Origin of the sequence: Rhizobium sp. NPDC090275, from assembly GCF_044772225.1 — a bacterium.
Taxonomy (GTDB): Bacteria; Pseudomonadota; Alphaproteobacteria; order Rhizobiales; family Rhizobiaceae; genus Rhizobium.
In genome coordinates, this window is sequence record NZ_JBIVYL010000003.1 from 559865 (window position 1) to 580721 (window position 20857).

The following is a 20857-nucleotide window of genomic DNA, read 5'->3' on the forward strand; positions in this document are numbered from 1 at the left end:
CGGACCGGCAGGTCTCCATTCGTTGGTCTGAATTGGATCGATTCTTGGAAGACTGAATATCCGTCATCATCAATACCCCAGATTAGAGGTTAGATTTAGCAAGGCCGCTGAAGAGCGCAAGTAAATATGTTAATCGGTCATTAACAATTCGATTTTTTTGCCCGACATAAGCAAAAAAACAACTAGAAGGCCGGGAAGGGCCCGTCGGGGTGTGACGGGCCCCCGCTTTCTTTGTCGCACTGGAAAAGCAACGCTGTCAGCAGTAAAAGCTTGGATCCCAGGAAGTAACCGGTCAACTTCTACCTTTTTTGTACTTGGTACCGCCTTTCAGCGGCGAAGCGAGCCGTTTCCCGTAAATATTATGGGTTTATTTCGGAAGGCTAGCGCGTGAGCATGATTGTTCCGGATATACTAACATAAGAGTGTATTTTTATTTATGTGCGCTTTTTGGGTTGTGTAGAATAACGCCGAGCTCGTGCCATTGCCGGCCATCCTTGCGGATCAGCTCGTCGGCGCAGGTCGGCCCCATGCTTCCCGGCAGGTAGGGCTCCGGCTGGTCGTGGCTTGTGCCCCAGAGATCAAGGAAGGGCTGCACGGCCGCCCAACCCGCCTCGATGCCGTCGGCCCGCTGAAACAGCGTCTGGTCGCCAATGAAGAGATCGTAGAGCAGGGACTCGTAGCCGGTCATCTTGCCGATATCGAATTTGTCGGCATAGCGGAAGTCGAGCGAGACAGGCACGGTATCGACCGAAAGCCCCGGCGACTTGATCGACAGCTCGACGCTCAAGCCCTCATCCGGCTGCACCTGGATGATCAACCGGTTCGGCGGCAGGCTGCGCTTGATGTCGGTCTCGCGAAACTGCGCGAAGGGTACCTGCCGGAAGGTGACGACGATCTCGGTATCGCGCGCCTTCATCGCCTTGCCCGTGCGGAGATAGAACGGTACGCCCGCCCAGCGCCATGTGTCGACATAAAGCTTCAGCGCCACGAAGGTCTCGGTCCTGGTGTCGGGCGAGACGTCCTTGGTCTCGCGAAAGGCGGTGACCGGGTTGCCGTTAAGCGGCCCGCTTGTATAGACGCCGCGCACCCCATGCTCGGCCGCCTCCTCGGGCGTATAGATCCTGAGCGCGCTCAAGGCTTTGCTCTTTTCGCTGCGGATCGCCTCGGCCCCGAACCCGTTCGGCGCCTCCATGGCGATCATCGCCAGCAGCTGGAACAGATGGTTCGGCACCATGTCGCGCAGCGCGCCGGTCGCATCGTAGAACTTGCCGCGGCTGCCGACATCGACCGTCTCGGCGGCGGTGATCTGCACATGGTCGATATAGTTGTTGTTCCACAGCGCCTCGATCATCATGTTGGCGAAACGGGTGGTGAGGATGTTCTGCACCGTCTCCTTGCCGAGAAAGTGATCGAGCCGGTAGACTTGGGCTTCCGAGACCTTGGAGAGGATGCGCGCATTGAGCGCCTTGGCCGAGGCAAGATCGGTCCCGAACGGCTTTTCGATGGCGATCCGCCGAAACGCGCTGTCGGTCTCCTGGGTCAGCCCGTGTTCGGCGAGCTTCTCGACGATCGTCCCGAAGAATTGCGGCGGCACGGCGAGATAGAAGGCGGCATTGCCGCTCGACGCCTTCTCGAGCCGCGCCTTGATGTCGAGATAGATTTCGTCCCTGGTGAAATCGCCCGACGTATAGGCGATCCGCTTGCTGAGGCTCTTCCAGCCGTCGCTCTGCGCATGCGCCCCGCCATCATCGAGCGTCTTCAGGAAATCATCAAGCCGCGCCACCAGCATCGCATCATCCCCTGGCTCGATGCCGACGCCGAGAATGCGGAGATCCTCGCCGGTCAGGCCGCTCTGGGTGAGGTTGATGATCGCGGGAACAAGCAGCCGCCGCGTGAGGTCTCCGGTGGCCCCGAAGATAACAAGCGTGACCGGCGGGCTGGGAGCTGCGTCCATGATGATCTCCTTGATATGGGAGGGGGAAGATAGAGCGGGCGGTTGGGGTGCCAAGCGGGGGTGGGGGGAAGAGATGCGATGCGTCGCTATGGATCGAAATGCAGATCTAGGATCCGTCGGACCACGACGAGCGTCAACGATTGGCGTCTTCGACTTGCTTGCGAAGCGCGGCGAACGAGGCTTCGACCTCATCGTTGGAGCGCCCTTCGCCGGATGCCACGGACTGCCTGGCGATCGCGACCTTGGCTTTGAGAAATTCAACATATCCGGGCAGGGAAGGCCCGGTCGCAGGCGTGGCGATGGTATCCTTAGGCACGGTTACCTCCATCTGTGAGCAGACGATATAGTGGCGGTCGTGACTTCGCAATGCATCCGACGTGGGCAGGTAGACGGAGGGCGGGTGGCCGTCGAGAGCGCGGGCACCGTTGAATTTGTGAAGACGTGCTTAGATCCCCGGCACAAGGCCGAGGATAACGCTGGAGAGCTGGTCGGCCGTCCGTAAATTATTGAAATAAAAAGGTATCCACTCTCGCGACGTCATCCTCGGGCTCGTCCCGAGGATCTAATCACGCAGCAACGGGCTCGACGTGGATGGATCGACCGGGGCGCGGGCAGGTATCGCTTGGGTGGTCGTCGAAAGCACCGGCGCCGTTGAATTTGTGGAGACGTGTTTAGATCCTCGGGACGAGCCCGAGGATGACGCCGGAGTGTTGGCAATCGCCCGTAACCCATTGAAATGCCGTGGACTAAGTCGCCTCGGACATCTCCCAACTCTACCCCTTCACCGCCACCATGAAGATCCGCGGGAACCTCAGCAGCACCCGCCCATCCGACATCTCAGGATAAGCCTTCTCCACCCGCCCGAGATAATCCGCCAAGAACGCCTCGCGATGCTGATCGCCGGCGTGGTCGAGATAGGGGCGCAGGCCGGTGCCCTTGACCCACTCGACGATCGCCGCCGCGTCCGCCATCGGGTGGTTGTAGGCGGTGTGCCAGATGTCGACGCGCTTGGCCTTGCTGATCAGCCGGGAGTAATAGGTGGAGGGCGGTGGCAGAGGGTTGCGGCGCACACTTTTGGCCTCGAAGGCGGCCTTCCAGGGGCCGGCATGGGCGGTCTCTTCCATCAGGACATGCGTCGGCTCGGTCAGATTGTCGGGCATCTGCACGGCAAGCGCGCCACCCGGCTTCAGGCCGTCCATCAGCCTGTCGAAGATATCGAGATGATTGGGCAGCCACTGGAAGACGGCATTGGCGAAGAGCAGATCGACCGGCTCTTTCGGCTGCCAGGTTGCGAGATCGGCCTCAAGGAAATCGGTGCCGGGCAGCCGCTTGCGCGCCGCTTCCAGCATGTTGAGATCGCTGTCGAGCCCGCTGACACCGGAAGCGCCATAGCGGTCGATGATCAGCTGCGTCGAGTTGCCCGGGCCGCAGCCGAGGTCGATGGCGCGCTCGATGCGCTCCATCGGCACCTGCGCCAGAAGATCACGCGCTGGGCGCGTCCGTTCGTCCTCGAATTTCACATACTGGCTTGCCGACCATGCCATGGCGTCTCTCTCCCTTTTTCAATCCGCGTCTTCGATACGCTTGATCCTGATCTTGTCGATGTTGCGGCCATCGAGCGATACCACTTCGAATGTCAGTTCCTCGAAGCGGATCGTCTCGCCCTGATGCGGCAGATGCCCGAGCCGCCAGAGAATGAAGCCTGCCAGCGTCGAGAAACGGTCGCCTTCGTCCACCAGATCGACATCAACAAGCTTCGAGGCGTGGCGGATGTCGATCCAGCCGTCGACCGTCAGCGAGCCGTCCTCGCCGCGCTCGATCGACAGCTTCTCCTCGTCCTCGTCCGGAAACTCGCCGGCGATCGCCTCGAGCAGGTCGGTGGGCGTCACCATGCCTTCGAGATCGCCGTACTCGTCGAGCACGATGGCGACTGCTTCGCTGGAATGGCGCAGCTGCTCCATCAGCTTCAGCGCGCTGATGCTCTCATGCACCACGAAGGGCTCGCGGATCGAGCGCTCGACATTGATCGAGCCATCGACGATCAGGTCGCGCAACAGGTCGCGGGCGCTAGCCACACCGATGAAATTGTCGAGGCTCCCGCGAGCGACGGGAAAGCGCGAATGGCCGAGATCGACGATGCGGCGCTGCAGCTCTGCCTCAGGCGCGTCGAGATCCAGCCAGTCGATATCGATGCGCGGCGTCATGATCGACTTGGCCGAGCGGTCGGCCAGCGTCAGCACGCCCTGGATCATGTCCTTCTCCTCGTTGGAGAACACATCCTCTTCGGCAGCCTGTTCGGCGATATGTTCCGCCGTCGGCCCGAGCGTCACCTGCGGCCGTCTGCCGCCGAGCAGGCCGAGCACGGCGTCTGCGGTGCGTTCGCGGATGTTGGTGGGCGTGATCAGCCGCTCGCGATTGTGCCGCGCCAGCTGGTTCAGCGATTCGATGATGACCGAGAAGCCGATCGCCGCGTAGAGATAGCCCTTGGGCAGGTGCACGCCGAAGCCCTCGATGATCAGCGAGAAGCCGATCATCATCAGGAAGCCCAGGCAGAGGATGACGACCGTCGGGTGCTTGTTGACGAAGCTCGTCAGCGGCTTCGACAGAAGCAGCATGACGCCGATGGCAATCACGACGGCGATCATCATGACCGGCAGGTGCTGCACCATGCCGACGGCGGTGATCACGCTGTCGAGCGAAAAGATCGCGTCGAGCACGACGATCTGCACGATCACCTGCCAGAAGACGGCATGCACCACCTTCTTCTCCGATGTCTCGACATGGCCTTCCAGCCGTTCGTGCAGCTCCATCGTTCCCTTGAAGAGCAGGAACACGCCGCCGATGAGGAGAATGATATCGCGGCCGGAGAAGCTGAACTCCATGACCGAGAAGATCGGCGTCGTCAGCGTCACGATCCAGGCGATCGAGGCGAGCAAGCCGAGACGGATGAACAATGCAAGGCCGAGGCCGACGAGGCGCGCGCGGTCACGCTGATGCGGCGGCAGCTTGTCGGCGAGAATGGCAATAAAGACGAGATTGTCGATGCCGAGAACGATCTCGAGCACGATCAGGGTTGCGAGACCCACCCAGGCGGAGGGGTCGGACATCCAGTCGAAGAACATCAATGCTGTAACGCGGCCACGTTGATGGGACCGCTCCTTTTGCGATGAAAATATGAAAGGCGGATGACGGCGGCCGCAAACGACCGGCGCTCAGATTCCGCGATGGATATGAAAAGAGCCGCCTTGAACGCGGCTATATCAGGCCTGACGCCGATGCGGCGAACAGTGCGCCATCTACAGCCATCCCCATCGCCATCAGCGGACATGTCGCTGGAAGACGGGGTGGAGCTGGTACTGGAAGGGTCACTGTCAGGCATGCTTCAATTTTGAAGGGTAACGTGATCAAGCGCAAGAGGGGCGGCGCGGAATTCGTTCGCATGCTTGCGATCGAGGCCATTGTGAACGGCCGGGGAGATGGCCGCCCGGAGATCCGGACGGCTCCAAGACGGCGATCAGGCCGCCAGAATGCGCGTGCTGTCGCTGTTGGCAACGACGGTCAGCAAATCGCGAGTGCGCGATTCGGCGGCTTCGAAGAAGTCCGACATGTCGCTGTCGATCGTTGCCGAAAACCGTGCGGTTTCAGGGCCGCGGTTGGAGTAGCCATGCGCCTGATCGGCCTCGATGCGGACGATATCGCCGGCGGTGGCTTCGAATTCTTCCAGTCCCTGGTCCGTCATCCGACGGATGGTCAGACAGCCTTCGATGATGCGCAGGATCTCGGGGCTTTCGTGGCGATGCAGCGGCGTACGGCCGCCCGCAGGCACCGTGACGTCGAAGATGTTCAGCCAGGTTCCTTCAAGCCGCGTGTGCCGCTCGAGCTGGCCTTCCGGCATAAAACCGGCCTGTGCGCCGTCGGGCGCATGGGTGTTCACAAATGAGTTGGACATGATGTCTCGCTTTTCTTTTTCTTAGCGGCGAGCGCGATAGACCTTTAGCCGGGCAATGGCAACCCGCTAAAATGCAAGGCTCCGATGCGCATAGCGGAACCCCCGCGCTATCAGCGGCCTCTGCGCTGCCTGATCACCGTATCGTGTTTCGCCGTTATTGGGTCGCGGCTCTCGATTGGCATCACTGGCAAGGAGAAGGTGCAAGGGACCGACATCGGTGCCCGTCGAACCGTCACCCATGAGTTTCACTGATACATCCATCGCCGCCGTTTAATTCGCGCGCATGAATATTGCAGCCTTTAGTGGTCGCGCATGCCGTTTCTTGCTTAGCGTTCACCGCGCCATATTTCTCCTTGACCCGGTCTGCGCGCGGGGTTTTGTCTCCCTGCAATTTCTTGAAGGAGAGTCTCATGGCCGTCGATACATCGCCCCGTTCCAACACCTGGACCTATGTCGAGGGAGAGTGGCTGACCGGCAACCCGCCGCTGATCGGGCCGACCTCGCATGCCATGTGGCTGGCTTCCACCGTCTTCGACGGCGCCCGCTGGTTCGACGGCATCGCGCCGGATCTCGACCTGCATTGCCAGCGCATCAACCGCTCCGCCGTCAACATGGGCCTGAAGCCGGTCAAGACCGCCGAAGAGATCGAGGCGCTCGCCTGGGAAGGCATCAAGAAGTTCGACGGCAAGACGCCGATCTACATCAAACCGATGTACTGGGGCGAGCATGGCTCGGCCGGCAGCGTCGTCACCGTCGATGGCGACAGCACCCGCTTCGCGCTCTGCCTGTTTGAAGCCCCGCTCGGCAACAACAAGCCGAACTCGCTCACCGTCTCGCCTTTCCGCCGCCCGTCGCCGGAGACCGCGATGACCGATGCCAAGGCTGGCTCGCTCTATCCGAACAGCGGCCGCGCCATCGCGGAAGCGAGAAGCCGTGGCTTCGACAATGCCCTGATGCGCGACATGAACGGCAATGTCGCCGAGACCGCGTCCTCCAATGTGTTCCTCGTCAAGGACGGCGTCGTCAAGACGCCTGTCGCCAACCGCACCTTCCTCGCCGGCATCACCCGCGCCCGCGTCATCGGTCTGCTTCGCCAGGCCGGCTTCGAGGTTCGCGAGGAGACGCTCTCGGTCGACGATTTCATGGCGGCCGACGAGATCTTCACCTCCGGCAACTACTCCAAGGTCGTCGGCGTCAACCGCCTCGATGGCCGCGAGTTGCAGGAAGGCCCGGTCACCCGAAAGGCGCTTGAAATCTACATGAACTGGGCATTTGGTCGCAGCGCAAGCGACAGCTGATCTGCTATAGCAGTTGATAGAAGTCAGGAACGATGGTCGCGCCGGTCGCGGCCATTTTTCATGGCTGGGAGGAGAAGCCAGCCGTCCCGCAACCAGCAAGCAAGTAAAGTGCCGCGTCATGATCGTGCGCCCCCGTCCAACCCTCCTGCAACTCTTCTTCATCCTCCGCGGCTCGATCATCAAGCGCGTCCTGCCGCAGATCATCCTAACCGCCGTGCTCTCCTCGCTGGTCGTGCTCTGTCACACGCTGTGGCCGGGCATGCTGCCGGTCTTCAACGGTGCCCCCTTCGCGCTGCTCGGCATCGCGCTGTCGATCTTCCTCGGTTTCCGCAATAACGCCTGCTACGACCGCTGGTGGGAAGCGCGCCGGCAATGGGGCGTGATCGTCTTTTCCGCCCGCCACTTTGCCCGCCAGACCCTGATCCTCGAAACGACCTCAGGCGAAGCCGGCAAAGACGCCCGCAAGCGCGTGCTGACGCTCGTCATCGCCTTCGTCCAGTCGCTCGTTCCGCACCTGCGCACCGGCATCTCCCGCCACAAGGTCGAGCGCCTGCTGCCTGACGATATCAACGCCCACTATGCCGCCAGCCGCAACCCGCCCGAAGCGCTGTCGCTGGAAATCGCCCGCGAACTCGCCGATCTCCGCGCCAAGGGTATGCTGACCGACATCAACTACCAGATGCTCGACCGCACACTGGCCGACCTCACGCTCGCCCAGGCCTCCTGCGAGCGCATCCGCTGGACGCCGGTTCCCTTCGGCTACACGCTGCTCCTGCACCGCACGGCCCACCTCTTCTGCCTGATGCTGCCCTTCGGCTTCGACGACGTGCTCGGCTGGTTCATGCCCTTCGGCACCGCGCTCGTCGCCTACACCTTCTTCGGCCTCGACGCGCTCGGCGACGAGCTGGAGGAGCCCTTCGGCAAGCAACCCAACGCACTCCCGATCGAAGCGATCGCCGACACGGTCGAGATCAATTTGCGCGAGGCCATGGGCGAGAAGGATTTGCCGCCGCTGCCGGTCGCGGTGGATTATTTGTTGATGTAGGGGTACGTTTGCGAGCGGATGGCGGTGCCAGGGGAAACCGCGTCGTTTCAAAGGGTTGCTGGTGGACGCCCCACATTCCATCGTCATCCTCGGGCTCGTCCCGAGGATCTAAACACGCCGCCACGGATGCAACGGTGCCGGTGCGCGCGACGGCAGCCCGGTAATGCCAGCCCGTACATTGGTCGATCCACTGATGTCCAGCCCGTTGCCGCCTCGGCAGATCCTCGGGACAAGCCCGAGGAAGACGTCGCGCGAGATGAAATCCTTTTGTATCAATAACTTACGGGGATGTTCTCCACCATCATCCTCGGCCGTCTCCACGAATGCAACGGTGCGACTTCTAGGGCAACCGTGGCCGCAAACACTGGCGCGTGCCCCGGTCGATCCACCCACGTCCAGCCCGCTGCTGCGTGCTTAGATCCTCGGGACAAGCCCGAGGAAGACGTCGAGCGCGTGGCAGCCTAGCAACTCCAACACTTTACGAGTGCACATCCCCCCGCGGCCGCACCATCCACGAATAGGCCGCCCCGGCGATCAGCAGCACGCAGGTGCCCAGAAACACCGCCCGCATGCCGATATGCCCGCCGACGAAGCCGCCGAGGATTGGGCCGGCGACCTGGCCGACATATTGCGAGGAGACCGACCAGCCGAGGATGCTGCCCGCCGCGCTGTCGGGGACGCTGTGGCGGATGACGGCGGAGATGCAGGGGAGCAGCCCGCCGAGCGCCACGCCCATCAGGAAGCGCAGCACGATCAGTTGCCAGGACGAGGTGACGAAGGCCTGCGGGATTAGGAGCAGGCCGGCAATGCCGAGCGCGCCTGCGATGACAGGCCAGTGGCCGATGCGGTCGGCGAGCTTGCCCAGCCGCGAAGCCGAAAGGATGCTGCCGAGGGCTGCCGCCGACATGACAATGCCGGCAATGATGGTTACCCGCGCCGCGTCGTCCACCAGCTGCGCGACATAGACGGTGATGATCGGCTCGATCGACATATTGGCGAGCATCAGCAGCATGCCGGTAAAGAGCATGGCGATGACGGGCCGCTTGTCCGGTATCGAGGTCCAGCCGCCGCTTTGCTTGGCGGCCTTCTTGCGGGCAGGGGACTTTTCTTCCTTGATGAGAAACAGCGTCGCCAGAAAGGCGAGGAAGATCATCGCGCCGGCGGCGAGAAACGTGCCGCGAATGCCGATCAAAGGCGGGAGCACGCCGCCGATCAGCGGCCCGACCAGATTGCCCGCCATGATGCCTGAGGCCAGCGTCCCCAGCGCCCAGGCGGACCGATCCTTCGGCGTCTGCGTCGCCACCAGCACCATCGAGCCGGACGAGTAACCACCCGCCAGCCCGACGAAGAGCCGAAGCGCCACCAGCTGCCAGACATTTCCGGCCATGCCCATCAGCGAGATCGCCACCGTCATGCCGAGGCTGGCGCGCACCAGCATCAGCTTGCGCCCGTAGATATCGCCGAGCCGCCCCCACAGCGGCGCCACGAAGGCGGCGGCGAAGAAGGTGGCGCCGTAGGCGATCCCCGACCACTGCACGATCGCGGCATGGTCGCTGACGCCGAGCTCCTCGACGTAGAGCGGCAGGAAGGGAAGAAGCAGCGTCATCGCCACGATCGTCGTGAACGAGCCGACAAGCGAAACCGCCAGATTGCGTTTCCAATGGATCGAGCCTGGTTCGGCAGCGGCTGCATCCCATTTCGTGTCGGTCATTTCGTGGCCTTCGCATTGATCGTGTAGGTCAGTTCCGCCGCGCCGGACGAAACGATATGGCCCTTTGCCGCGGCGAGGAAATCGGCGCGGGTGAAGGCCTTGGGAAGTGTGAGCCTGTCGGTATCGAGCGCATAGGCCGTGATGCGGTAACGGTGGATGCGCAAGTCGTTCCAGGGAGGACACGCGCCCATATAGCCCCCATGCGGCCCATCCTTCAAGAAGGCGGCGAAGCCGTTCTGCCCGCGCCGGCCGTGCTTGGTCATCTCAAGCGCAAGGCCGCCCGACGGCATGCCGTCACCATCCGCGCCTTCGGCAAGTTCGGTCACCGATGCGGGGATGTCGGCAAGGATCCAGTGTGTGAATTCCATGCGCGGCGCATCCTTGTCGATCTCGGTTCCTTGCCTGTTCAGCAGCGAAAGATCGGCCGGAACGTCGGGGTCGGTCATGACGATGGCATAGGAGTGGGTTCCCGCGGGACCCCTTGTCCATGAAAGGGCAGGGCTCTTGTTGCTGCCCGCGGCCGCTTTGCCGTCAGCCGCGACGCAGGATGCGTTCTCGGCGGCAAGCGTGCCGTCCGGTCCGCTGTTGCGGAAGGTCACCGTGATATCGGCGGCCATGAGCGGCGTGGAGAAAGACAGGATGGCGGCGGCGGTTGCGATGGTTGCGATGTGCATGAGTTCGTCCTCTCGTTCGATGGACGAGCTCTAGCAATCCCGGTCATTGCAGGATGTACAGAAACGCTCAAAAATCGCCCACGTGCGCTCAAACGTCGGCGGGTCGCTTCTCGGCTGTTTCGGAGCGCATGCGCTCGGCAAAGCGGCGCGGCGAGCGGTATCCCGTTGCCAGTGCTGCCTCGCGCAGCGAAACGCCATCGTCGGCCAGCATCGCGGTAGCAAGCTCGATCCTGACTTCGGAAAGCAGCGTGCGCAGCGATGTGTCTTCGCCGGCGAGCCGCCGTCGCAATGTCGCGTTGCTGGTGCCAAGCTCGGCGGCGATCATGTCGGCGGTCCAGGCTCTGTCCGGCTGCCAGCGAACCAGCCCACGAACGGCGTCCCCCGTCGTCCGCGCCTTGAAGGGCAACGCGCCGCGCATGCCGAGAACCATCAGCACTTCCATCACCCGGTGCTCGATCAGCGCCGCGGGCAGGTTGCCGGCAACAATGCCTTCGCCGGCATGGTGAATGGCGCTGGAAAGTGCCGCATCGAGCGGCAGGTCCAGCTGCCCGCCCTTGCGGCGTGGCGGAAAGGCACGGTTTGCGCGCGCCACCAGTTCGTCGGGAAAATCGATGAAGATGGCGCGGTAGACACCCGTTGCCGTATCAGGATCGTTGACCACGTCGCCGCGCCAGCCGCCCGGCAAGACCAGAACGGTGCCTGCTGCAAACCGCAAGTGCCGCCCCATCGTCACGACCTCCTTCGACCCCTCCACGATCACGACGATCGAAGCGCGCGGAAAGGAACAGCCGGCGATGCGCTCGCGCTCGCGGGTGACAAAGGAAAACAAGGCCGAGGCCCGCAAGGCGCCGTCAGGCAGCGCGGACGGGCGATTGTCCCTGGCTGCCAATTTCAGCAACCGTTCCAATATGTGTTCGACGTCAGACATGGGGGAACCCGTGGTTGGTGTAACTGCGATCCTAACCATCGCCGCCGATTTTCCAAGCCGCCAGGCACGGGCCAAGCACGAAGAGATGGCGATTATGCAGCAGTGATCCGCGCCGAACGGCGCAATGCGGCTCGCCTTTTGCGCCCGCGACCACACCTTATGAGCAGAAGGAGAAGCACCATGACGGATGAAACCGACACCCGGCGCGAGAACACGGTCCGCGCCCTCTACGCCGCCTATATCGATGGCCGCAAGGATATCGTCGCGGCGATGCTGACCGAGGATTTCACCTTCTCCAGCCCGCGCGACGATCATATCGACCGCGACGCCTATTTCGCACGCTGCTGGCCGTCGCCGCCGCCCTTCAGCACAATGGAGATCGAATATCTCGGCCTGTCAGGCGATGAGGCCGTGGTGCGCTACCGAGCCGTCAAGCACGAAGGCGGAGCGTTCCGCAACATGGAAACGCTCCGCTTCAGGGGTGACAGCTTGGCCGCCGTCGAGGTTTATTTCGGCCGTGAGGCTTAGTCGGAGAGGCTTGAGGCCTTACGCAACCACCCGCCGCGCCTGTCCGCGCGAGACGAGGAAAGCCTGCGCCAGGCTGCCCGCCGCAAACAGCACCACCCAGATCAAAAGCGCCGTCTGCACCGGCGGCGAATCCGGGCCGTTGCCGATCGGGTGCGATGGGGGAAGCCGCGAAAGGGTCTCGTTGATCCCGGGCACCCAGAGCAGGAAATAGGTGAAGGAGAAGCCGAGGTTCCTGAGATAGGGGATCAGCCGCCCGAGGAAGCCGAGCTTGGGCAGCACAAGACAGATGCCGGAGACGAGAAGCACGATGATGGCAAGCGCATGGCCAGGATTGAAGCCGCCGGTGGAGGACAGGCCGAAGGCGCTGATGGCGGAAAGCGCCAGCGTCGAAAGGTAGACCTTGCCGACCGTCGTTTCCGGGCGAATGGCCCGATACTTGGCGAAGCTGTAGAGCCCGGCGACGGCCGGGACGATGCTGATGGCGGTGTGGATCTCACCGAGAAGCGAAAGCGGGTTGGCCATGTCTGTTTCCTTTTGTGAACCGACTAGTCGGTCGGTCTGATGGGCAAATGAGAGGCAAAAGATGCGCATGCACGTCATGTCTGAGATAGTAGCGATCTAGCCGGTAAGTCTCCGTAGCGCCGGCTCTGTAATGCTTGCATAGAGTTCGGCGTCGCCACCGGCGACCCGCGCCGCCAGCATGGCGCCATGCACGGTAGCGACGAGAATGCGGGCGCTGCGCTCCGCGTCCTCGGCGCTCGTCAGCTCGCCTTTCTTCAGCCCCTCGTCGATGAAGCCGGTGAGCCTCGCGATCAGTTCGTCGAAATGCGCCTTCACCTGTTCGGCGACCTCGGGCGGCAGGCTCGGCAGTTCGGCGGCGAGAAGCGCCGCGATGCAGAACGGCGCGTTGTTGTCGCGGATGCATTGTTCCCAGAAACCGACATAGCCGGCAAGCCGCTTGTCGGCGCGCGGCTCATGCGCCGCCATCGCCCCCATCCCATCCTCGGTCGCCTGCCTGTAGCGGGCGATCACCGCCACCGCGAGATCGGCCTTGCCGGGAAAATGATGATGGATCGTCGCCTTGCCGACGCCGACCACCGCGGAGATATCCGCGTAGCTGAAGGCGTTGTAGCCGCGTGTGACGATCAGCGCCTGCGCGGTGTCGAGAATGCGTGTGTATGTATCCGAAGCCATGAGTGGATATCTACCGACTAGTTGGTCGGTCGTCAACGGGGCGCACAGAAACGTGACTGGCAGGGCGTGATGGCCGAGGAGAGTGTCGCATCCGTGGCCATCTCGCGCCGGCGCCGGTCAGGCGAACCTCTATAAGAGGAACGCGCAGCCGCCGGCCTGCCTAACAGCATGGGGGTCAGCCACGTCGACCCGGCGCGCCTTGCGCCCGATCGCTGAAAGCATCTTATTCGGCGGGCGGAATGCGTGTGGTCTCGCTTGTGTCGGAACCGCCACTCGTCCTCGTCTGTAGCAGCGACGTTTCCGAAATATCGATCAGCGGCGAATAGGTTGCGGCCGGCATCCGCGCTTCATTCATCCGCACCTCGCCCATCCTCTCGTCCCGCGTCTCAAGCGCGATCGCGCCTCCGCGAGCGGCTTCCAGCTGGCCGTTCATGATGGCGCGTTCGGCGCGCAGCTGCCGGATTTCGGACTTGGCGATCTCAAGGCTGGTGCGCAGCTGGCTGATTTCGTGGCGGTCGGAATCGATCCGCGTGTCCATGTCGCGGCGCAGCGCATCGGCGTCCCGGTCGCGGCGGATCCGCAGACTGTCGATTTCGCGCAGCTTCATCGTCAGCTCGTTGTTTTCGCTGGCAAGCTCGCGCCGCGCCGTCTCGCTTTCGCTGCCCGTGGCGCGCGCCCGCTGCAGCTCTTCGCCCAGCCGCTCGGCGCGCGAAAGGGCGTTGGCGAGCTCGGATTTCACCCGCTTGGCTTCGTTGCGCGCCGCCTGCAGCTCCTCGTCGGTCATCCGGTTGCGGCCGTTTGCCGTCACCAGCAGCTTTTCCACGAGCTCGGCCTTGGAGCCGATGGCGTCATGGCGCGTGGTCAGATGCGCGATCTCGAGCGCCGAGGAGGATTGCAGCGTCTCGAACTCGACCTCGAGCCGCTTGTGCCGTTCCTCGATCAGCGAAAGCTCCTGCTTCATGCCTGAGGACGCGGCCTGCAGGTTGCGCACCAGCGCCTCCTGTTCCGTCAGGCCGCGCTTCAGGTGACCGCGCTCTTCGGTCAGCCGCGCCATCTCGCGGCTGTGGACACCGTTGTCGCGGCGGGAGGTCTCGATCAGCAGTTCATGCGCGGTCGTCTCGTTGTCGAGGCGCGCTTTGGTTGCCGCCAGCTCGCGGCTGCGTTGCTCCAGCTCCTGCTGCGCCCGCTTCAGCAAGGTCGATGCCTCGTCGAACTGGATCGTCCGGTCGTTGAGTTCGCGTTCGGCGTCGAGCAGCCGCGTCTCGATGATGGTGAATTCCTCGAGCGCGATCTCGTGCAGCCCTTGCAGGGTGGTGAGTTCCTCGCGCAGGGTGGCGCTTTCCGAGCGCAGTTGCGCATTGTCGTTGCGGAACGTCTTGTTCTCGCCCGTCAGCCGCACATTGTCCTGATCGGCCTTCTCGCGGGCGCTGCTTTCATAGTCGAGCAGCGAAGCGATGCGCGCGCATTCGGCGCGAAGCGCGCCGGTCTCGTTGAGCGATTGGCTATGCGTGCCGATCAGCGTCGCCACGCGCGTCTGCAGCGATGTCAGGCTGGACAAGAGCTCGTCCGAATTGCGCTGGTTTTCCTCGATCGCCGAGCCGAAGGCCGAGAGATCCCTGACATCGGGCATCGAATAGGTCGGCCGCTCCATCGTATTCGGCCTGCTATCGGCGATCGACGCCTGTTGTTGTTGCCCGGCGGCCGGCAGCAACCGGCCGTCTTCCGCGCGACGAAAAAAACTCATGACCATATCTCGTGTCCCCAAACACCACACCACGGACGCATTCGAAATATGTTCCCAGACTAATCAAGTAACATATATTAAAGATTGTGTCGGAATCATAAAATCGATGCCATGGGTTGTATCGTGAGACGCCTATGTGTTTTTGTCAAAAGACGGATGATGACAATCAACAGCCTTCTCGCAGCGCGAAATCTCTGTCTGATATTCTGTGGGATTTGCGCAACAGGGGAGGGTGGCGCATCAGGTGCCGAGGTTCACTCGTCCGGCAAGATCCCCATCCGCTCGGTCTCAAGCTCCGTGCCTAGCTCCACCGCCTTGGTCTTCTTGTCGTAGATGCAGAAGTAGCTGACGAAGCCGTTGGCGCCCTTCGGCTTGCCCGTCACCAGCGCCATGCCGAAATTCTCGCTGCCGAAGGGATCGACCACGGCATGCGGCAGTTCCACCTGCGCGCGCGCCGCCATCTCGCATTTTCCCTGCACCTCGGCGGCGAAGTCCTGCCAGGCGTCACCCGAGGAGGCCGAGCTTGTGCCGCCCGCGATGAGAAGAGCCGCGATGAAGACGGCCGCAAAGCCGATCGGGTGGAGCATAGGGTGCCCTGTAACGCCAAGCCTCATATTGAGCCCTCGCACATTTTCGGCCCTCGCGCCCACGCTTGGAAGGCCATGCCATAAAGCACTGTCATCATGATTGATTTGCGCCTTGCATGCCAAGCCCTTAGCGCGGTTAAATTTTCTTCCGCAGCGGTCTTTTTTGACATTTCGCAGGTTGCCTCACCAAGCTTGCGCTCCTATGTTCCCGCACACCTGCCGATTACGCAAACTATTGCCAAAAGGAGACGACCATGGCTTTTGAATTGCCTGAACTTCCCTACGACTACGAAGCGCTGCAGCCTTTCATGTCGAAGGAAACCCTGGAGTTCCACCACGACAAGCACCACAAGGCTTATGTCGACAACGGCAACAAGCTCGCGGCGGAAGCCGGTCTCGCCGACCTCTCGCTCGAAGAAGTCGTCAAGAAGTCCTTCGGCACCAATGCCGGCCTCTTCAACAACGCTGCCCAGCACTACAACCACGTCCATTTCTGGAAGTGGATGAAGAAGGGCGGCGGCGGCAACAAGCTGCCCTCGAAGCTCGAAGCGGCCATCAACTCCGATCTCGGCGGCTATGACAAGTTCAAGGCCGATTTCGTCGCTGCCGGCACCACCCAGTTCGGCTCCGGCTGGGCCTGGGTTTCCGTCAAGAACGGCAAGCTCGAAATCTCCAAGACCCCGAACGGCGAAAACCCGCTCGTCCACGGCGCCACCCCGATCCTCGGCGTCGACGTCTGGGAACACTCCTATTACATCGACTACCGCAACGCCCGTCCGAAGTACCTCGAAGCCTTCGTCGACAGCCTGATCAACTGGGATTACGTCCTGGAACGCTACGAAGCCGCAACCAAGTAAGCCGGTTTTGAGAGAGTGATGAGAACACCCGGTGGAGACGCCGGGTGTTTTTGTTTTGTGTCACATCCCTGTCACCCACCCCACCTAATCCGGCGCCATGACCCAATCGCTCCCCCTGTTCCGCTTCGGCGTCGTCGCCGACCCGCAATACGCCGCCCGCGAGCCGCATGCTGGCATGGATCGCTACTACGAAAACAGCCCCGCCAAGCTGAAAGCCGCGATCGAGGTCTTCAATGCGGAAGATCTGAGCTTCGTCATCACGCTGGGCGACATCATCGACCGTGATTTCAAAAGCTTCGACGCCATCCTTCCCGTCTATGACTCCCTGAAGCACGACAATCTCTTCCTGCTCGGCAACCACGACTTCGCCGTCGCACCCGAGCACCTGGAAGACGTCGCCGCCCGCCTCGGCATGCCGGCGCCCTATTACAGCCTCGCCAATCACGGCTGGCGCTTCATCATGCTCGATGGCAATGAAGTCAGCACCTTCGCCCCGCCGGAGGGCCACCCCTACCGCGAGATCGCCGCCGAAAAGCTCGCCGAACTCCGCGCCGCCGGCGCCATCAACGCCGAAGCCTGGAACGCCATGATCAGCGACCACCAGTTCGACTGGCTGAAAGCCGAGATCGAAGACGCCGCCGAGCGGGGCGAACGCGTCATCGTCCTGAACCACTACCCGGTCTACCCGCCCAACCAGCACGACTGCTGGGACCGCGAACGCATGATCGAGCTGCTGGCAAAAAGCCCCAACGTCATGGCCTATTTCAACGGCCACAACCACGTCGGCAATTACGGCGCGGTCGACGGCTGCCACTTCGTCAACTTCAAAGGCATGGTCGACACCGAGACCGAAAACACCTTCGCCATCGTCGACGTCCATGCCGACCGCATCGAGATCCGCGGCTTCGGCCGCGAGGAGAGCAGGGTGCTGGCGCTGCGGGGTTAAGCCCAAGCAGCCCCTAAGCCGCCGCCGTCTCCATCGGCGACGCTCTCATCTCGCTCACATCCCGCTTCGGCGGCGTGCCGAACATGCGGGTATATTCGCGGCTGAACTGCGAGGCGCTTTCATAGCCCACCTGATAGGCGGCGCTTGCGACGTTGGCGCCGTCGGTTACCATCAGCCGGCGCGCTTCGAGCAGACGCATGTGCTTCTGGTATTGCAGCGGCGTCATCGAGGTCAGCGTCTTGAAATGCTGGTGGAACGAGGACGGGCTCATGCGCGCCACGGCCGCCAGTTCGTCGATCCTCACCGGTTCGGCGAAATTGTCGCGCAGCCGGTAGATCGCATCGCTCATCCGCCGCGCATGGCTGCCTGGAAGCGCCAGCTTGCAGATTTCGCGGCCGTTCGGCCCGGTCAGCAGCCAGTAGCAGATCTCCCGCATGATCGACCGCGCCAGCACCGGAATGGCCTTCGGCGTCTCCATGAGATTGAGCAGCCGGCGCACGCAATCCTGCAGCGCCTCGTCGAAATCCTGCACGAAGACGCAGGCGATGCCGTCGCCGGATGGTTTGGGCGGGTTTTCGAGATCGTCCATCACTTCGCGCATCAGGACAGGATCGAAGTCGATGTTGAGGCCGAGATAGGGTTGCTCGGGGCTGGCCTCGACAATCTGGCCGGAGGCGGGGAGCTCGACGGTGACAATGAGCAGCTGGTTCTCGCCATAGTCGAGAACCCGGTCGCCGCTCAAGATCCGCTTGGCCCCCTGCAGCACCACGCAGATGGTCGGCCGATAGATGCGGTGATGCGGTATCACCGGCTGGCTGACGCGCGAGATCGCCAGCCCCGGCACGGGCACCGGCATGGCAAACGACCCATCGCCGCCACCGACCGCATCGATATAGCGCGACACCATGTCCTTCAGCGCTTCCGCCATGCTGCTCTCCATCAAAACCACTGGGAGTGATCTTAGATCACTGGCTTCAGGCCGCAAGCCGATTGGAGGAATAGGCAAGAAATTCGAGAGTTCCGGCATTCAGCAAAGAGGGCGTGCGGGCGTAGCATCAGGCCATCGAATGAGCCCCAAGGAGCCAGTCATGCCGAGTGAAAACCAAGAAAATTCAAAGAACAAGATCGCCGTCGTCACCGGCGGCGGCCGTGGCCTCGGCCGCAACACGGTGGTCAGCCTCGCCAAGCGTGGCGTCGATGTCATCCTGACCTACAACACGAATAAGGCAGAAGCAGAAAGCGCCGTCGCCGAGATCGAGGCCGCAGGCGCCAAAGCTGTCGCCCTCCAGCTCGACACCGGCAATTCAGCCTCCTTCGACGCCTTCGTCGCAAGCGTCCGCCAGGCGCTGGAAGCCTTCGGAGCCAAGCATTTCGACTATCTCGTCAACAATGCCGGCACCAGCTACCACGCCCCGATCGCCGAGACGACCGAGGAAGCCTTCGACGGCCTCTTCAACGTCCACCTGAAGGGCGTCTTCTTCCTGACCCAGAAGCTTCTGCCGCTGATGGCCGATGGTGGCCGCATCATCAACATCTCGAGCGGCCTTGCCCGCTTCAGCGTTCCCGGCAGCTCGGCTTACGCGGCCATGAAGGGCGCCATCGAGGTCTTCACCCGTTACCTCGCCAAGGAGCTCGGCGCCCGCGGCATCACGGCCAACACGGTCGCGCCCGGCGCCGTGATGACTGATTTCAGCGGCGGTATCGTCCGCGACAACCCCGTGGTCAACAAGATAGTCTCCGACATGACGGCCCTCGGCCGCCCCGGCGTCGCCGACGATATCGGCCCGATGATCGCCTCGCTGCTGGCTGAAGACAATCGCTGGGTCAACGGTCAGCGCATCGAAGTCTCCGGTGGCGCCGCCCTCTGAGGATGAGAAACGGCCGTCCCCGCGATCCCAGTCGCGGGGACGGCCTCAAATGGCCGAAACGGCGCCCGGCGTCTGCGTCCATCCCGAGGTCCAGAGCGTCCGCAAGCCGTCGCCTTCACCCTTGAAGAAGCCCTCGGCCTCCACGCAGCGCCCGACCCGGTCGCTGCGGAAATTGCGGATCGCCTCGCGCAGCTCGCACCACGCGACGATGTTCGAGTTCTGCGAATAATAGATGAGCGCGATCGGCCCGGATCGTGCGCTGGCTGGCCCGGCCGAGCTCGTCGCGATAATCGAGCGTCAGCTTCCGCTCGTCGCGGATGGCGCCGCGCACCAGCGAAAGGTCCAGCCCCTCCGGCGAGGGCGCGATCGTGCCCCAGGCGTAGAGCGCCTTTCCCTCCATCGCTTCCCTCAGCGGGGGCGGGACGGCGCCCGCGATCTTCTGGTTTACTCTCTTGGAGGCCTGCTTCAGCGCCGCGTCGCCGGTCCGCTCCACCAGCGCCAGCGACAGCACGATCGCCTCCATTTCCTCGATCGTAAACATCAGCGGCGGCAGGTCGAAACCGGGTCTCAGTATATAGCCGATGCCGCGTCCGCCCTCGATCGGCACGCGCATCGCCTGCAACGCCGCGATGTCGCGATAGATCGAGCGAACCGTCACCTCCAGCGCCTCGGCCATGACGGCGGCCGTCACCGGCCGCTTCGCCAGCCGCAGCAGCTGGATGATCTCGAAAAGCCGGGACGCTTTGCGCATATCCTCTCCTCCGCCAAACGCTCCTGACACTACACTGTCAGTTGGGCCGTCGTACAGATCACCCTATCGAATTGAAATTCAACGGTATCCGCAAGCTCTGCATCGCGGATCGACGATGGGCAACTGACATGACCTACAGCGAAAACCTCTGGCTCTATTTCACCCTTCTCTTCGGCATCATCATCGTCCCGGGCATGGACATGCTCTTCGTGCTCGCCAATTCGCTGACGTCTGGCCGGCGCGCCGGAATGGCGGCGACGGCGGGCATCATGGCGGGCGGGGCGGTGCATTCGCTCTATGGCGCGATCGGCGTCGGCCTTCTGGCGACGCTTCTGCCGGCGCTCTTCAATCCGCTGCTTTTCATCGGCGCCGCCTACATGGCCTGGATCGGCTATACGCTGATCGCAAGCTCGATCACGGTCTCATCCGTCGAAGGCGGCACGAGCGGTTCCGGCTGGCGCGCCTTTCGCCAGGGCGCCATCACCTGCCTCATCAATCCCAAGGCTTATCTCTTCATGCTGGCGGTCTATCCGCAGTTCCTGAAGCCCGTCTATGGGCCGATCTGGCTGCAGGGCATCGTCATGGGGCTGATGACCATGGCGACCCAGGCGGCGATCTACGGCACCGTCGCCGTCACCGCCTCGCGCAGCCGCACGCTGCTGATCTCCAACCCACGCGCCACCATCCTCGTCGGCCGCATCGCCGGCGGCCTCTTGGTGGCGATCGCGATCCTTACCGCCTGGCACGGCTGGCGGGCGCCGGCGTGAAAAGCGAGAAAGCCGCAAATTCCTGAATTTATTGCACTCTCACCCACTTGTTACTT

At 62.7% G+C, this 20857-nt stretch carries 21 protein-coding genes and 1 pseudogene; 7 read left to right on the forward strand and 15 right to left on the reverse strand.

Going from position 1 to position 20857, the window contains the following annotated elements; genetic code table 11:
* Nucleotides 1-430: 430 nt before the first annotated feature.
* The 6 genes from zwf to ACIQUB_RS10735 form a co-directional block, all read right to left on the reverse strand.
* Nucleotides 431-1954 carry a glucose-6-phosphate dehydrogenase gene (gene zwf, locus ACIQUB_RS10710; RefSeq protein ID WP_113235704.1) on the reverse strand — a complete coding sequence of 508 codons (1524 nt, stop codon included), beginning with the start codon at nt 1952-1954 and terminating at the stop codon, nt 431-433.
* A 133-nt stretch (nt 1955-2087) separates the two neighbouring features.
* Nucleotides 2088-2270: a hypothetical protein gene (locus ACIQUB_RS10715; RefSeq protein WP_162737623.1), complete on the reverse strand. Its 183-nt coding sequence runs from the start codon at nt 2268-2270 to the stop codon at nt 2088-2090.
* 457 nt (nt 2271-2727) lie between these two features.
* Nucleotides 2728-3498: a trans-aconitate 2-methyltransferase gene (gene tam / locus ACIQUB_RS10720; RefSeq protein WP_402929389.1), complete on the reverse strand. Its 771-nt coding sequence runs from the start codon at nt 3496-3498 to the stop codon at nt 2728-2730.
* Between the two features lie 18 nt (nt 3499-3516).
* Nucleotides 3517-5076: a TerC family protein gene (locus tag ACIQUB_RS10725; protein ID WP_018902479.1), complete on the reverse strand. Its 1560-nt coding sequence runs from the start codon at nt 5074-5076 to the stop codon at nt 3517-3519.
* A 392-nt stretch (nt 5077-5468) separates the two neighbouring features.
* On the reverse strand, nt 5469-5903 hold the full coding sequence (locus ACIQUB_RS10730; RefSeq protein WP_113239719.1) for a cupin domain-containing protein: 435 nt from the start codon (nt 5901-5903) through the stop codon (nt 5469-5471).
* A 232-nt stretch (nt 5904-6135) separates the two neighbouring features.
* Complete coding sequence (locus ACIQUB_RS10735) at nt 6136-6315, reverse strand: hypothetical protein (RefSeq protein ID WP_162737624.1); 180 nt, start codon at nt 6313-6315, stop codon at nt 6136-6138.
* On the opposite strand from ACIQUB_RS10735, the gene ACIQUB_RS10740 reads away from it, so the two are divergent.
* Nucleotides 6314-7201 carry a branched-chain amino acid aminotransferase gene (locus tag ACIQUB_RS10740; protein WP_112979789.1) on the forward strand — a complete coding sequence of 296 codons (888 nt, stop codon included), beginning with the start codon at nt 6314-6316 and terminating at the stop codon, nt 7199-7201. The genes ACIQUB_RS10735 and ACIQUB_RS10740 overlap by 2 nt on opposite strands.
* 118 nt (nt 7202-7319) lie before the next feature.
* Nucleotides 7320-8246, forward strand: a complete 927-nt coding sequence (locus ACIQUB_RS10745; protein ID WP_113239720.1) for a bestrophin family protein — start codon at nt 7320-7322, stop codon at nt 8244-8246.
* Nucleotides 8247-8724: 478 nt separating this feature from the next.
* Here the strand turns inward: ACIQUB_RS10745 and ACIQUB_RS10750 are convergent, their stop codons facing one another.
* From ACIQUB_RS10750 to ACIQUB_RS10760, 3 genes are all read right to left on the reverse strand, one after another.
* Nucleotides 8725-9957: a multidrug efflux MFS transporter gene (locus tag ACIQUB_RS10750; RefSeq protein ID WP_113239721.1), complete on the reverse strand. Its 1233-nt coding sequence runs from the start codon at nt 9955-9957 to the stop codon at nt 8725-8727.
* Nucleotides 9954-10631, reverse strand: coding sequence for a YbhB/YbcL family Raf kinase inhibitor-like protein (locus ACIQUB_RS10755; protein WP_113239722.1), 678 nt, complete (start codon nt 10629-10631; stop codon nt 9954-9956). The genes ACIQUB_RS10750 and ACIQUB_RS10755 overlap by 4 nt, the downstream gene beginning before the upstream one ends.
* A gap of 88 nt (nt 10632-10719) precedes the next feature.
* Nucleotides 10720-11559, reverse strand: a complete 840-nt coding sequence (locus tag ACIQUB_RS10760; RefSeq protein WP_113239723.1) for a helix-turn-helix domain-containing protein — start codon at nt 11557-11559, stop codon at nt 10720-10722.
* Nucleotides 11560-11739: 180 nt separating this feature from the next.
* On the opposite strand from ACIQUB_RS10760, the gene ACIQUB_RS10765 reads away from it, so the two are divergent.
* The gene (locus ACIQUB_RS10765; RefSeq protein ID WP_113239724.1) at nt 11740-12087 is read left to right on the forward strand and encodes a nuclear transport factor 2 family protein; all 348 of its coding nucleotides are present in this window, start codon (nt 11740-11742) and stop codon (nt 12085-12087) included.
* Nucleotides 12088-12105: 18 nt separating this feature from the next.
* On the opposite strand, the gene ACIQUB_RS10770 is transcribed toward ACIQUB_RS10765, so the two are convergent.
* From ACIQUB_RS10770 to ACIQUB_RS10785, 4 genes are all read right to left on the reverse strand, one after another.
* Nucleotides 12106-12609, reverse strand: coding sequence for a hypothetical protein (locus ACIQUB_RS10770; protein ID WP_113239725.1), 504 nt, complete (start codon nt 12607-12609; stop codon nt 12106-12108).
* Nucleotides 12610-12705: 96 nt separating this feature from the next.
* On the reverse strand, nt 12706-13281 hold the full coding sequence (locus ACIQUB_RS10775) for a TetR/AcrR family transcriptional regulator (RefSeq protein WP_113239726.1): 576 nt from the start codon (nt 13279-13281) through the stop codon (nt 12706-12708).
* 223 nt (nt 13282-13504) lie between these two features.
* A complete protein-coding gene (locus ACIQUB_RS10780) occupies nt 13505-15031 on the reverse strand; it encodes a hypothetical protein (protein ID WP_402929390.1) in 1527 nt (508 codons plus the stop codon).
* A gap of 248 nt (nt 15032-15279) precedes the next feature.
* Entirely contained in the window at nt 15280-15612 is a 333-nt protein-coding gene (locus tag ACIQUB_RS10785) for a hypothetical protein (protein WP_113239728.1), read from the reverse strand.
* Between the two features lie 254 nt (nt 15613-15866).
* Between ACIQUB_RS10785 and ACIQUB_RS10790 the strand changes: the two genes are divergently transcribed.
* Nucleotides 15867-16469 carry a superoxide dismutase gene (locus ACIQUB_RS10790; protein WP_037180608.1) on the forward strand — a complete coding sequence of 201 codons (603 nt, stop codon included), beginning with the start codon at nt 15867-15869 and terminating at the stop codon, nt 16467-16469.
* Between the two features lie 97 nt (nt 16470-16566).
* The gene (locus ACIQUB_RS10795; RefSeq protein ID WP_113239729.1) at nt 16567-17415 is read left to right on the forward strand and encodes a metallophosphoesterase; all 849 of its coding nucleotides are present in this window, start codon (nt 16567-16569) and stop codon (nt 17413-17415) included.
* A gap of 13 nt (nt 17416-17428) precedes the next feature.
* On the opposite strand, the gene ACIQUB_RS10800 is transcribed toward ACIQUB_RS10795, so the two are convergent.
* On the reverse strand, nt 17429-18343 hold the full coding sequence (locus ACIQUB_RS10800; RefSeq protein WP_113239730.1) for an AraC family transcriptional regulator: 915 nt from the start codon (nt 18341-18343) through the stop codon (nt 17429-17431).
* A gap of 160 nt (nt 18344-18503) precedes the next feature.
* On the opposite strand from ACIQUB_RS10800, the gene ACIQUB_RS10805 reads away from it, so the two are divergent.
* Nucleotides 18504-19283 carry an SDR family oxidoreductase gene (locus tag ACIQUB_RS10805; protein ID WP_113239731.1) on the forward strand — a complete coding sequence of 260 codons (780 nt, stop codon included), beginning with the start codon at nt 18504-18506 and terminating at the stop codon, nt 19281-19283.
* A gap of 45 nt (nt 19284-19328) precedes the next feature.
* Here the strand turns inward: ACIQUB_RS10805 and ACIQUB_RS10810 are convergent.
* A pseudogene (locus tag ACIQUB_RS10810) lies at nt 19329-20034 on the reverse strand (helix-turn-helix transcriptional regulator).
* A gap of 128 nt (nt 20035-20162) precedes the next feature.
* On the opposite strand from ACIQUB_RS10810, the gene ACIQUB_RS10815 reads away from it, so the two are divergent.
* The gene (locus tag ACIQUB_RS10815) at nt 20163-20801 is read left to right on the forward strand and encodes a LysE family translocator (protein WP_113196725.1); all 639 of its coding nucleotides are present in this window, start codon (nt 20163-20165) and stop codon (nt 20799-20801) included.
* Nucleotides 20802-20857 lie beyond the last annotated feature (56 nt).